This is a genomic window from Nostoc sp. DedVER02 (assembly GCF_034530675.2).
GTDB lineage: Bacteria > Cyanobacteriota > Cyanobacteriia > Cyanobacteriales > Nostocaceae > Nostoc.
The window spans coordinates 859,186-873,115 of sequence record NZ_JAVRCP020000001.1; the positions used below are offsets into that span (position 1 = coordinate 859,186).

The 13,930-nt window shown below is 41.0% G+C and carries 8 protein-coding genes; 4 read left to right on the forward strand and 4 right to left on the reverse strand.

The window, feature by feature from the left end; genetic code table 11:
• Window positions 1-227: 227 nt before the first annotated feature.
• Window positions 228-2,957, reverse strand: coding sequence for a zinc-dependent metalloprotease (locus tag RMZ41_RS03840; RefSeq protein WP_322644174.1), 2,730 nt, complete (start codon window positions 2,955-2,957; stop codon window positions 228-230).
• A 716-nt stretch (window positions 2,958-3,673) separates the two neighbouring features.
• Between RMZ41_RS03840 and gshA the strand changes: the two genes are divergently transcribed.
• On the forward strand, window positions 3,674-4,813 hold the full coding sequence (gene gshA, locus RMZ41_RS03845) for a glutamate--cysteine ligase (protein WP_322644173.1): 1,140 nt from the start codon (window positions 3,674-3,676) through the stop codon (window positions 4,811-4,813).
• A gap of 123 nt (window positions 4,814-4,936) precedes the next feature.
• Here the strand turns inward: gshA and RMZ41_RS03850 are convergent, their stop codons facing one another.
• Window positions 4,937-6,409 (reverse strand): glycoside hydrolase family 13 protein, encoded by a 1,473-nt coding sequence (locus tag RMZ41_RS03850; RefSeq protein WP_322644172.1) that lies wholly within the window; start codon window positions 6,407-6,409, stop codon window positions 4,937-4,939.
• Window positions 6,410-6,871: 462 nt separating this feature from the next.
• On the opposite strand from RMZ41_RS03850, the gene RMZ41_RS03855 reads away from it, so the two are divergent.
• Together RMZ41_RS03855 and RMZ41_RS03860 are read left to right on the forward strand one after the other, a co-directional pair.
• Complete coding sequence (locus RMZ41_RS03855; RefSeq protein WP_322644171.1) at window positions 6,872-8,599, forward strand: S8 family peptidase; 1,728 nt, start codon at window positions 6,872-6,874, stop codon at window positions 8,597-8,599.
• A gap of 114 nt (window positions 8,600-8,713) precedes the next feature.
• A complete protein-coding gene (locus RMZ41_RS03860) occupies window positions 8,714-9,010 on the forward strand; it encodes a hypothetical protein (protein WP_322644170.1) in 297 nt (98 codons plus the stop codon).
• Between the two features lie 43 nt (window positions 9,011-9,053).
• Here RMZ41_RS03860 and RMZ41_RS03865 read toward each other — a convergent pair whose 3' ends face one another.
• Window positions 9,054-9,425, reverse strand: a complete 372-nt coding sequence (locus tag RMZ41_RS03865) for a CU044_2847 family protein (RefSeq protein WP_322644169.1) — start codon at window positions 9,423-9,425, stop codon at window positions 9,054-9,056.
• A gap of 146 nt (window positions 9,426-9,571) precedes the next feature.
• Between RMZ41_RS03865 and RMZ41_RS03870 the strand changes: the two genes are divergently transcribed.
• Window positions 9,572-13,018, forward strand: a complete 3,447-nt coding sequence (locus RMZ41_RS03870; protein WP_322644168.1) for a caspase family protein — start codon at window positions 9,572-9,574, stop codon at window positions 13,016-13,018.
• Between the two features lie 93 nt (window positions 13,019-13,111).
• Here RMZ41_RS03870 and RMZ41_RS03875 read toward each other — a convergent pair whose 3' ends face one another.
• Entirely contained in the window at window positions 13,112-13,378 is a 267-nt protein-coding gene (locus RMZ41_RS03875) for a hypothetical protein (protein ID WP_322644167.1), read from the reverse strand.
• Between the last annotated feature and the right edge of the window lie 552 nt (window positions 13,379-13,930).

Genomic DNA, 13,930 nt, shown 5'->3' on the forward strand with positions numbered 1-13,930 from the left:
ACTTTTTTTTTTCCCGTTTTCTTTTTTTTTCCTCCTTTCTTTACCACATGAAAAAAAAAAAAGGGGGGGGGGGGGGGGGGGAGGGGGGGGGGGGGGGGGGGGGGGGGGGGGGGGGGGGGGGGGGGGGGGGGGGGGGGGGGGGGGGGGGGGGGGGGGGGGACAAGGAGAATAACTATACTCAATTCCCAATGCCCAATGCCCAATTCCCAATTCTCAATTCCCAATATTTACTTAGAAAGTAACTGCGCGTTTAATGCTTTATTAATGCGATCGCCAGAAGCTTCTAAGTGGGCTAGGGTGTAAATATCAAGGCTTTCACTAAGTTGTTTGACTCTAACATCAATGGCTTTTTGCAGTTGACGCAATTCATACCAAGCCAATGTCCGCCCATCTTCAGGTGTATCAGTATTACCCAACACCATCTCTAGCAAAATATTCAAATATTCCCGTTGCAGTGAACGGCGGATACTAGAAATTGGCTTTGGTTCTCCTGGGGTTAAAACTTCTGTCCAGATGCCTGTTTGCAGGGTTTCAAACAGTTCTGGGATAGAAAGTGCTTCCCCAGGGAGAGTTTTTAATTCTATGTCTTGTAAACGATTCAGGCGTTCGGTGTGTAATAGCGATCGCAGCACTGCACTTTGAAGGTTCAAAATATTTGCGTGAATTGGATAATCGAGACGGTTGTTAGGTATAGAACTACCCCAATGTTCCCAGCGTGATGGCGCTAATTGATTCAGCAATTGTGGGGAAAAACTAAAAGCATCCTCAGCAAATACATATTTTTGCAGATTTGTCAATGCCTGACGTTGTTTTAAAAGTGAAACTGGTACAAATGTCCAAGAAGCGTTATCACTAGAGTGGAGACGCAGAAACGATTGTCCACCAATGTATTTAGAAAGCAAAGTGGCGTTCCGAAAATAATATTTAAACACTCTATTGAATGAGACGCGCAGGTTACTATAGCTTTCTCCTTTCGATAGATAACCCTTATCAAGACGTTGCCACATAACGCGGGCATTATCCATTTGCCACTGCGAATAAAGTAGCACATCACTACTCATATCCCAGATATTTGCTAAAGGATTAATATCCCAGATATCCTCATCAGTTGCATAAGATAATTCTGGTTGAGGTGATGCTAGTGCAATCTGCTCTAAAAAGCTTTTTTCAGATTCTGGAATGATTCCTTCAATTGCTGCTGATGGACTTATTTTATAACCATATTCAATTGCCCATTCGTCATAAGGCCCAACAATTCCTGGAAAATAATCACCTTGCTGTACTCCCTGTGGTGCTATATTTACAGGCAAATAGTCCATCACCGAACCAACTAAACCTTTGGTGTGAGTAATTTCAGTATTATTTAATTCTTCAGGCGCTAACATAGTACTGCCATGAAAGTTGTGGCGCAAACCGAAAGTGTGTCCAACTTCATGAGCGATGAGAGAACGCAAATATTGATGCACGTACTCTTTCATCGTTTCACTACTAGGTGTAGTATTTGGCAAAATTGACAACGCCAGCGCCCCCATCGCAGCTTGATTTGAAGACTCCATACCATAGCAGAACTCTGAGTCTGAGGGCAGATAATTATTAGCTCCTGGTTTTTGACTTCCCCAAAGGGCTTGACATGGTTTTTTGCCCCCTAAAGATGAATTTGCTTCCATCAATGCGTGATACTCTTGCTGAATTGAACGCACCATATTGGCATCTACAATAATGTCTGCATCCAATATTTCGCCTGTGAATGGGTTGACGCGCATCGGGCCTCTGGCAAAACCTGCATCCAAAGAATTGAACCAGCGAATAGTATTGTAATGTACATCTGCGGGTTGCCAATCAGCATCATCTGGCATTTGCTGCACTTCAATAGCATTTTGAAATCCGGCTTTTTCAAATGCTTTATTCCACATCAAAACGCCTTCACGAATTGCATCCCGGTACTCTAGTGGTACAGCATTTTCAATCCAATACACAATGGGCTTTTTGGGTGGAGATAAAGCTGCATTAGGATCGGATGGTTCTAGATGCCAACGATTGATGTAACGGACAAATGATTCGTGAGGATTATTATTAGATAAATCTTGAAAAGCAGTGATAAAATATCCCACTCTGTCATCGGCAAGCCGGGGAATATAACCATTGTTTTCTCTAAGCTGAGAAAAACTGTAGTGTACCTTTAGACTAAGTGCCCTACTATCGGGTACGGTGACTAAATTTGCTCCTTCTAATGCTGAAAAACCGTAAATAGAATCAATTTCTATATTTTCTGGGAAGCTGTTAACATCACCAAAATATGACTTACGTGTATCTAAGCGGTAATCAGCCTGCAAAGAATATTTCAATATAGTAGTTAATCCAGGAAAATCCTGCATTAGTAGTTCGTTGAGGGCGATCAGAATGTTTCCATTCTCTGGATCGATATTGACCATTTCGAGAGAATAAAGAACAGAGTCGCTAAATGAACGAGCAAGCGATCGCTGTTCCGGTTTACTTTCTGTACGGAATTTTACATTACGTATAACAAAGTTTAATCTATTATTTACTCGTTGGAAGTAAAAGATAAAATCAGAAAGAGGTAATCCACTATAAATGCCACTTTCCCCAATACCCGATTCTAATGTCACTATAGCTAGATAGTCTTTATTTAGCTGCTCTGGCTTAATTTCTAAGTAAATTTTTCCCGAATCATTAGTGCAATAAACTCTGAAGAGTCCCTCTATTTTTTCTATCTCTTTAACAATCTCATTCAATCGGCAAAAATTTTTATTTGCACTATTAGCAAGATCGTTATTAGTATTTACTAAATTTCCTGCCACCGGAAATACATTTACTTGCTGCACATTAACATTAACATCAATATTTGAAAGTTGATTTGCTCCTGCGTAATCAATTGGTAGAAACAAACTATACAGTAATATTATAAATATTGCTAATTTCCCGATCCAGTATTTCATCCTTTGGCTTTCCACCTGAAGCAGTTCTCGTATTGAGGAAAAAATGGGAATTAATTTTTCGTCTGCAAGCCCTTTAAATATCTAGGGATTACGGTATAAATCCACTTAGCTAGACAAACAATATCGATAGCCTAAAAATCGTGTGGCTATCCATTGCTATTGGTGTCTCTTTAGGAAGTCTCCATTAAATATCTACATTTTAAGATAGATACTTTATCAAACTAAAGATACATGTATTTTGGGCTTGTATATGTATTAAAAACTAAATGTAGCATTAAAAATGTATTTAGTGCTACATTTGCCAATCCAAGGAATCTCAAGCATGTTTCATAAATAATGAGTGAGACTTTTAAGAAAGCTGTTATTAAACAGTTAAATGGTTTTTTCAGATGAATTTCGCAAGTTTCTGTTAATCTCAACTGTTCTGTTGCATGATTAATTGCTTCTTTTCAATGGTCTTCTAAACGTTCGCCCAAAACAAAACCAGCTTTTGTAACCTTTTCCTGCTGTTAACCTTCATTTTGCGTATTCTCTTGAGTCGAACGCACCCTCAAAGGTTTGATAATTTTCCGCAGAAGAGATAAGCAATCTGTCATCCTGATTTCGGGTGAATTGGCAATAAAATGATTCTTAACCTTTGATTGGCTTCAAGATAGATCCAGAAATACGTCTAATTGGATACAATTTATAAGCAGAGAGAGCCGAAGGAGAACAAGGTGGTCTTATTAAAAGGCTTTGAGATTGAGATGTATACTGGCACGCCTCAAGGTGAAATCGTCGGTCTCTCCGACAAAATTGTTTCAGCTTTGGATGGGTTTATGCGGGAGCCAGATAGCCGCAACGTCGAATACATAACTCAACCATCCCATAATTATGAGAATTTATTGTGTGCCCTGCTGCATCCCCGGCGGGTGTTGCGAAACTACCTGAATCGCTTGGGTGATTACACCTTGATACCGGGGAGTACTTTATCTTTAGGTGGTAGCGATCGCTTTCGGCGTTCCGATCCAGCAAATCCTTATCATGATTATATTGAGAACACCTACGGGACGAAAGTAGTCACCGCCAGCGTCCACATCAATATAGGCATCAGCGATCCAGAAGTATTGATGCGGGCATGTCGAGTAATTCGGATGGAAGCACCTCTATTTCTTGCCCTCAGCGCCTCATCTCCATTCCTAGATAGCAAAACTACTGGTTATCACTCCACTCGCTGGGGCTTATTTCCGCAAACGCCTAGCCACGTGCCGTTATTTGCCAGCCACGCCGATCATATTCAGTGGGTGGAAGACCAACTTGTTGCCGGAACCATGCAAAACGTGCGGCATTTGTGGACATCAGTGCGGCCAAATGGCGATCGCCGTCCTTACGATCTAAATCGGCTAGAATTGCGAATTTGCGATTTAGTCACAGATCCCATTGCCTTGCTAGCCATTACTGCCTTATTAGAAGCGCGTTTGTTGCAAATAATCGAAAATCCCACCATCGATCCATTAACCCAAAGTACCTTTTCTGGGGAAGAACTCATTACCCTAACTGCTGAAAACGAAGCGGCGGCGGCGTGTACTAGTCTTGATGCTCCTTTGAGACATTGGCAAGATGGTAGAACCATCCTAGCCAGAGATTGGATTTCAGAAATGTACCAAGATGTTTGGGCGATCGCAAAACAACAAGGCTTTAGCTGTTTCCTTTCTCCATTGCACAAAATCCTCCGCGAAGGCAATGAAGCTCAACAGTGGTTACAGTTACACACAGTTGGTTTTGACACCCAGTGCGTCCTCACCCAGGCTATTCTCGCCACCCAAGAGCGCGAAATCGAACTCGAAGACAAATTGTGTTCGTCCCTGCTGGCTTAATTTAAAAGGCAGAGAGCAGGGGGCAGGGGGCAGGGGGCAGAAATGATGCCTGAGTCCTGCATTTTGATATCTCACTTACTTGCAGCCTGCTGTATCTATCACGTCTGCACCTCTGCCTCTTTTTTAATTCCTATTCCCTACCGCTAAAATGCAGCCACTGCGTGCGGGAAGAGTTAATGACAACTGCTGGGTTTCCCCTTCACTATTCCACTCAACTTCAGCAGTACCATATAACAGCTTATTGGGTTGACTATGCAAACCAACCACATCTGCATTCGTTGTTGCTGAACTTGTACCAGCGTTGACGGCAATGATCAATTCCTCTGTTCCTAAAGTTCGCGCAAAAATATAAAGTTGTGCTTGAGCATGGAGGACTTGATAATCGCCTGTACGCAATGCTGGGTAAGTGTGGCGTAGGGCAATTAATTGACGGTGAGTATTAAAAATTTCTCGATCCCACTTTGCCTCTAAAGGAAAACCGCGCCGTGAATCGGGATCTATTGCACCAGGTAAACCAACTTCATCACCATAATAGATGCTAGGCGCACCGGGGAAGGTGAGGAGGAGTAGAGTTGACAATTCTATACTCGCTATATCACCACCTGCAATGGTCATCAATCGGGCTGTATCGTGACTTGCTAGTAAATTGAGTTGAGTTAGCTGAATTTCCCAAGGATAAAGTTGCAGTACCTCTTGGATTTTGGTGGCGTACTCAGCAGCAAATAAGGGCGGGTAGGGTTGATAATCGCGGCTTTGGACTTGTTCTAAGACTACGCGATCGCCTGCTGTAAATGCAATTGTTGGCCCAGTAAATAGATAATTCATTACGCCGTCAAATTGCGTCCCATCCAACCACTCGCGGGAATCTCCCCACACTTCGCCCACAATATAAGCTTCAGAATTGATGGCTTTGACGCGATCACGGAATTCTTGCCAAAAACCAGGAGTTTTGATTTCAAATGGTACATCTAATCGCCAACCGTCGATGCCGAATTTAATCCAATATTCGGCAATTTCCATAATGTATTCCCGCACTTCTGGGTTATCGTGGTTAAATTCTGGCAAGGCACGATTTCCCGCCCAACCCACATAGTTTGCAGGGAAATCGCCATTGTATGCTGAAAGCGGCCAGCCTTCAATTTTGAACCAATTTACCCAAGGCGAATGCGGGCCATTTTCTAAAACGTCGTGGAAGAAGAAAAAGCCCCGACTAGAATGGTTAAACACGCCATCTAGAACAACTTTGATATTCCGTTCATGGGCTGCATCAAGCAATTCTTTAAAAGCTTCGTTGCCCCCTAACATCGGGTCAACTTGGTAATAATCGTGGGTATGATAGCGGTGATTGCTGGCGGATTGAAAAATGGGTGTGAAATAAATCGCGTTAATCCCCAAATCTTGGATGTAATCTAAACCCTCCATGATGCCCCATAAATCCCCGCCTTTATAACCCTGGAGAGTTGGCATAGCATCCCAATCTTCCCATCGGGCTTGGTGCAACAGCCGTTTGCGTGGCTGTTTGCTTCTGGCAAAACGATCTGGAAAGATTTGGTAGAAAACAGCGTGTTTTACCCAGTCTGGTGTTTGAATTTGCATGAATAACTCTTGGTACGTTCAGAAGCGATCGTTGCAAATATTAGCTTCTTTATGGCTCCTACTTATGATAGAGAATTTATTATTTACCAGTAGTTATTTATTACTTAATTATTCTTAATTTTATTTTCTTTACTTTGTCCGTAATCATTTAAGCAGACAATGGATTAGTTGAATAGCTTCATACAAATTACTTCTTACCCCAGCTTTGGGTAATTATAAGATGCGGCTGCTCAAAGAAGTCTGATGACTACAGATCGGGAATATGAGTTATGAATTAGTAATTGTCTTAGGAATAACTTCCCACATCCTAAGCTTATTTGATGTTATCTATGAAAAAAATAGATAACTATAATCGCATCAAATAATTAAGGTGAAAAACCTAGATAGTCTGCACTAATGCTAGAGCAGCTTATCCTGATAAACTACTTTGCTTGCACGCAATAAATTGAATTTGAGGTAAAAATGAGACACGAAAAACTTTCTCCAGGATTACTTTTGGCATTTCAGGACTATCAAAATGAGGGAGATCAAGCTTTAGTTACACACAAGCGATCGCTTGGCATTATTGCCCACAAAAGCCCAGTCAAGCCTACCAAGAGCGTCGTTTTTATCTACTGCGAACCTGATGCAGACTTAAGTTATTTATCACAATATAACATTGAAGTCAATCAAAACTCTGGGAGTGTGCGGACGGCTTTCTTACCCATAGAGAGTTTAGATGCCTTATCAGAACAAGATGTTATCCAACGCATCAAGCCATCACGCAAACTTCATTTGAGGATGGACAGTGCAATGGGAGCAGTCAAATTGCCGGAGTTTAAAAACAAAACCGGGCTGACAGGTAAAGGGGTAATCATCGGCATTATAGACAGTGGCATCGATCCAAAACACCCCGCCTTTGCTGGGCGAATTTTACATATTTGGGATCAAACACTGCCAGGACCAGGAGTCACAGAGGGCGGCTATGGGGCTGAATTGACGGGAGCGCAACTGACAATTTCTCAGGATACTGGCGGTCATGGTACTCATGTTGCGGGCATTGCCGCCGGCGCTGATACTAACTATAGCGGTGTCGCACCAGAAGCGGAATTAGTTATCGTCAGGTCAGATTTACAAGATGCCCATATTGCCGATGGTGTGCGTTATATTTTCCGAATTGCTAGAGAATTAGGACGCGCAGCGGTGGTAAATCTCAGCTTAGGCGGACATGCTGATGCCCATGATGGTAGTGATTCCTTATCCAAAGTCATTGATGCGGAAACTGGCCCTGGAAGAATAGTTTGCTGTGCTGCGGGTAACGAAGGAAACGACAACATTCATGGCCAAGCGAAAATACCAAGTGGACGCACTCGTGGTATGCGCTTTAATGTTCCTTTGAATCAAATAGGCATAGTTTGGTTAAACGCTTGGTATTCCAAAGATAGTGAATTGGAAGTATCCGTGCGGAGTCCTAACGGTTTTGTCACTCCCTTCCAAAAAATAATTGCTGATGACAATGCCGCACAAGATTACCAGTTACCAGATGCACGGGTACAATTAGCGACACCAGCACCAGATAAAGCTAATGGCGATCATAATTTCTTTGTGCAAATCCGGGGTATTGGCCCCTCGCAAGTCATGGGAGGTATTTGGCAACTGCGAGTCCGCAACACTTCTTCAACTGACACATGTTTAAATGTGTGGACATTAGATGACACTTCATCAGTCTTTTTCACAGGTAAAAGTGTGAAAGATACGCTAAAAATTGGTTCGCCAGGAGCAGCTAGCAGTGCAATTACAGTTGCAGCCTATACTACTAAAACCAAGTACACAGATATTGATAACCAAGTGCGAGAAATGGGCCTAGAATTGCATACTATTTCAGAATTTAGTAGTGAAGGCCCACTGCGAAATGATGGACACAAGCCTGATATCGCAGCACCAGGAGCAATGATTATTTCCACCCTTTCCGCCGATGCCAGTTTTGACCGCTCATCGATGATTAATTCCAAGTTTGTGGTTATGGCTGGTACAAGTATGGCGGCACCTTTCGTCACTGGGTTAGTGGCACTACTGTTGCAGCGCGATCCGAAACTCGATCCGGCTGCTGTGAAAGACTTGCTACGTAAAAATAGCGCTATTCCTGGAAAACCCGCAGGCACATTTGATGAGAAATGGGGCTATGGAGTAATTAACACCTTAAATCTGTAATTAGACTGAGAAAGGTAGATATTATTTCTGCACAAAGATAGGCGATAAAAATCTATAAATTTGATAGTTTAGGGTAGACAATTTTTGCCTACCCTTTTTACCAAGGTGTTGCTGATGAATTATCAAAAACTAGATGCCGCTCTTGCTACAGCACTGAATGATCTTCAAAATTCAGAAGAACATTTGGGGATTTTCATTCATACTGAACCAATTTTAGACTCTGCTGCAACTGCTGTTTTAGAAAGTTTAGGCGTTAGTGGTGTCACCAGTGGCAAAGACATTTTTACGGCAACATTGTCACCAAGTGCCATTTCTCAGTTATCAGAGCAATCTTGGGTAAAGTATTTGAAGCGATCGCAGCAATTACATTTGGTTAATAGGAAAATAAATATAAAGAAGTTGGGTGTTTAATGGGTATAGCTTACCTCTAAGCTACGCAGATAATTTTTTGCAGTTACTCTGGATCGGGTTGTTGTTTTTCTGCAAACTTACACTTCACCTCAATTTGTAGATTACTTTCGGCTGAACCTTCGGTAATGTAAGGAATGCCAGCTTTTCCACCCAACTTAATGCCAAATGTAAGTTTCACCTCCTCAATCTCAGCAGTATTGAAGTCTTTAAAAGCACTAAGAGCATAGATAGTATAAGAGCGAATCATTTGCCGAGCTTGTTGCATCCGAGCGATCGCATCTGTTCGCAAATCTTTGTATTCTATGCCATCATCGTCCTCCTCAATTTCCGAAGTTATTTCGGTGGCTGTGACGTTAATCTCAATCTGCTCAATCTCTCCATCTGCTTGGAAAAATATTTGCTGCACTTCTGACATAAGCTACCTCGATTAAAGTTTTGTAACGTATCTGAATAAATTTCAGCTTGCTTGCAGAAAAATAACAGATGGTGTTGTTGTTAGCAACACAGCCATCATTGTGTCTGTCAAGATTATCCCGCATTTACCAACCCAAGGTGTGTTAAATGGCACGATATGCGCTTGTTATTGGCATCGCCGAGTATATCAGCCCATCATTACCGCGTTTATCGAAGACTACAAATGATGCTGAAGCGATCGCGCAACTCTTAGAGCAATATGGTGATTTCCAGTCTGTGAAAAGACTACCACAGCGCTGGAATAAAGATAAAAACGGCTATGAAATGGCAGCGCAAAAAGTTACTGGCGCTCAACTTGGGCAAGATTTGAGAACATTTTTACTAGAGCAAGCTGCTAATAATGAAGCGCTGATTTATTTTAGCGGACATGGTTTTACCATTTCTGACAATTTGGGACAACAAAAGGGATATTTAGCAAGTTCCGATTGTCAAATTGAATTTAAAGAAAACGAAAATGTTGAACAAAAATATGGTATTCCTCTGGATAGCCTCAATGATTTAATTCGAGAGTCGCAATTGAGTAGTTTAGTGATGCTACTCGATTGCTGTCATAGCGGCTATTTCTTAGAAAGACAATTAATAGAAAGAACTCTTAATGCCTTCAGTTCACAAAAGGATTATTACTTAATTACAGCTTGTCGTGGCTTTGAACGCGCCGGAGTAATTAAGAGTGAAGAATACAGCATTTTCACAGGCGCAGTTGTTAAAGGATTGGCGGCTGAAAATGTAGGTAGCAGTAGGCGAATTAGTGGCGATCGCTTGTTTGATTTTGTCAGCAACGAATTGAAAGGTTCCGTACAGGAGCCGATTCGTATGGGTTGGGGACGTTCGATTACTCTAGTTACTTATCCCCAATTAGATATTCCTACAGCCGAAAAAGTTACTTTCAATCAAGAAAATCCATACCGGGGACTTTATGCTTTTGAATCAGAGCAAGCACAATATTTTTGTGGACGAAATGAAGCCGTTCGCACACTAATTTTGCGTTTAGCAGAGAGTCGATTTTTGGCTGTAATTGGCTATTCGGGTAGTGGTAAATCTTCCTTAGTAAAAGCCGGTTTGTTACCGCAACTAAAAGGCGATCGCCTCCCTGGAAGTAGTCAATGGGCGATCGCATCTTTTACCCCAGGAGAACACCCTTTAGGTAAATTGGTTGATATTTTAGCTCAACAACAGCAGCAAAATCAACCCCAATTATTGTTTATCGATCAATTTGAAGAAATATTTACCCTTTGCCAAGACGATGAGGAACGCAAGGCTTTTATCCGCTTAATAGTAGAAGAAGTCAAGACGGCTGAGAGACAAACACGCATAATTTTGACTATTCGCGGTGATTTTTTAAATAAATGCGCTGACTATGTAGAAATTATTACTCTCATTAATAGTTTCCCTCCGACATCATTCATCGTGCCAATAATGTCTTTTGCTGAGTTAGAAGAAGCAATTGAAAAACCAGCAAAATTGCATGGTGTAACATTTGAGGATGGTTTAGTTTCACAAATTTTCGCTGATGTAGTTAACCGTCCGGGTGTATTACCCATACTGCAATATGCGCTTAAGGAATTGTGGCGAGTTTGCATTGAAGAACCTGAATCGCCAAAACCACTTTTAACTCATGAAGGCTATGAGGAAATTGGTGGAGTTAAAGGAGCTTTAGACAAACGAGCGACAATTTTGTATCAAAGTTTAACAACTGTAGATCAAGCCTTTGCGCGTTGCTTATTTATGGAATTAGTACAGTTAGGTGAAGCTGGAGAAGTGACGCGGCGGCGTGCTAGCTGGGAAAGATTAGAAGTAGTTGCAGATTCTCCACAACAATTGCAAAGGGTTGTCGGATTATTGGCTGGTTCGCAACAACGCTTAATTATTACCGATCAAAATACTGTAGAAGTTGCTCATGAAGCACTTTTATCTGAGTGGAAATTATTAAATACTTGGATTGCTGAAAATCTGGAGAATATTCGTCTCAGTCGTTCTTTAGAGGAAGATTGCCAGGAATGGGTGCAAAGATTTAATAAATCGGATGATGCGCTGTTGGCGGGTGCAAACTTGGCTGTAATTTCTGAGTGGGTGAGTAAGACTCAGCCGAGACTTACGCCATTGGAATCAGAATTTTTGCATAAAAGTTTGGAGAGACGCGATCGCCAAAATCGAGCAGAATTAGAGCAAGCAAAAAAACTCCAGCAGCAAGCAGAAGCCAAAGCCAAAGCTGAATCACAAAGAACTCGATTTGCGATCGCCTCTGCAACACTTATAGTCTTATCTCTAGGATTGGGATTTTTTGTATGGCGATTAAGAACGGAGAATACAGTCAAGGATGCGATCACTTCTACTGCTTTAACTTCAACACCTGAGCTACTTTTAGATGCAGGTTCTCAACTTGAAGCAGTGATAGAAAGCGTGAGATCACTCAAGCAGTTACAAAATATAAGTGTTGAAAACACTAATACAATCAATAAATTTAAATCAGTAATTGATGGCGTACAGGAACACAATCGCTTAGAGGGACATACAGATTCTGTTAGCAGTGTAAGTGTAAGTCCAAAAGATCCACTTATTGTTTCTGGAAGTAAAGATAATACTGTGAGACTTTGGAAACTAGACGGTACTCCAGTTAAAACCCGTGTCCCAATGACACATGATGGTGCTGTCCGAAGTGTGAATTTTAGCCCTAATGGTGAATATATTGTCTCTGGTGGTGACGATAAAACAGTCAAACTATGGAAAAAAGATGGTACTTTTCTTGATTCTGCTACAGAAGATGAGAATATTATCCTTTTCGCAAATTTTAGCCCTGACAATAAAACTATTATTTCTACTAGTTACGATGGAACTGTAAGATTATGGCGAATAGATAATATTTCGTCAAAATTATTAAAACCATCCCGCATCCTTAGTCCAAAAAATCGAATTAATGCAGTTTGGAGTGCAGAATTTAGTCATAATGGTCAAATGATTGTCACTACTAATGATGATGGGCATATTAAAATATTGACAAAAGATGGCAAGGTTATTACTACTTTCCCAGCACTTAATGCCGCAGTCATTTATGCAGCTTTTGGTCGGGATGATAATACTATTATTTCAGCTAGTTATGATAATACAATTAGAGTTTGGCAAAAGGAAAAGGACAAAGATAACTGGTCAAACTCCATAACAAGAAGTGCCAACACTCCTTACAAAGTAAAATTTAGTCCGAACGACGAAACTATTGCAGCCACCAGTATTGATGGAACCATCCAACTATGGAAAGATAATAAACTTACTAAACAATATTTTATAGGACGACATAAAGACAAAATAATTGATTTGAGCTTTAGCCATGATGGTAAAGTGCTTGTTACTGCCAGTCGTGACAAAACTATTAGGGTATGGAATTTAGATTCTCAGGCTGAAAATGCTTCACAGGCAAGTAATGTTAGTTTGTTAAAAAAAGCTTGTGATTTGCTATCAGACTATTTAAATAATAATACTAGTACCAATAAATATATCGATGTTCGTCAGATTTGTCAAAATACTAAAGGGCAACAATAGTTAAACTAAATAATATTCAGGAATTTATATATGTAAGAATGTATAAGACTATAACAGTATTGGCACTATAAAAAAGATGAAAAATTTAGAAGCTCATTCAGAATCCACCCACTCTAAAACCCATGATGTCAAGGAAGATCCACGCACCCGTAACTCTGGCACAAAAAAAGTTCCAGTGGAAGATCCAAACACCCGTAACCCTGGCCCAGCTAATAACCCACCAGCTACAAGTCTTCTCTCTAACAAACATATAACCTCTTTTTCTAACAAACCTAACGAACATCCACCCAAGCCCAACGACGACCCTGTTGACCATGAAAACCATGACCTTGGCGCTCCTAAAACCCGTGATCTTGGCACCGCTGAAACCCATAACCCTCCTCCCCCATCGAAGAATGAATAGCTACCAAACTGTCTAATTTAATGCTGAATGCATATATTTGACGATCGCATAAAAGGCAATTATTTCATTAATTTAGATTCTTCTCGTACAATTCTCTTTCGAGAGGATTTTATTGCTTAACTGACTTCAAGCGATCGCCTGAATCTGTAACCAGAACTAGCAAATGGGTTATTAGCAAATAGACCTATTGCAAAAGTCAAAAAATTAAAAATGTCATTCTGAGCGGAACGCAGTGGACTGAAGAATCTTACTACTCTGTTTAGCTCCGCTCAATATGACAATTTAAGCATTTATGCAAGAGTTCTAATTTCTTTAAACTTATGTTTTTTGCCATAACCTGAAATTCAGTTATGTCTCTCAGCATGAGTGTAGTAAGCGCGATCGCACCCCATTCTTCATACCAATTAATACAAATGTTCTAGCTTTTCTCCTTATCAGCCCCACTATCTATCATCAGTAGCATTCTGTAAAATTCATCCCTAAGAATCAGATGATCCCCCTTACGTGTG

Excerpts from the sequence above, each read along its gene's own strand:
- RMZ41_RS03840 (WP_322644174.1), bottom strand. The coding sequence starts at position 2,957 with ATGAAATACTGGATCGGGAAATTAGCAATATTTATAATATTACTGTAT.
- RMZ41_RS03850 (WP_322644172.1), bottom strand. The coding sequence starts at position 6,409 with ATGCAAATTCAAACACCAGACTGGGTAAAACACGCTGTTTTCTACCAA.
- RMZ41_RS03855 (WP_322644171.1), top strand. The coding sequence starts at position 6,872 with ATGAGACACGAAAAACTTTCTCCAGGATTACTTTTGGCATTTCAGGAC.
- RMZ41_RS03860 (WP_322644170.1), top strand. The coding sequence starts at position 8,714 with ATGAATTATCAAAAACTAGATGCCGCTCTTGCTACAGCACTGAATGAT.
- RMZ41_RS03865 (WP_322644169.1), bottom strand. The coding sequence starts at position 9,425 with ATGTCAGAAGTGCAGCAAATATTTTTCCAAGCAGATGGAGAGATTGAG.
- RMZ41_RS03870 (WP_322644168.1), top strand. The coding sequence starts at position 9,572 with ATGGCACGATATGCGCTTGTTATTGGCATCGCCGAGTATATCAGCCCA.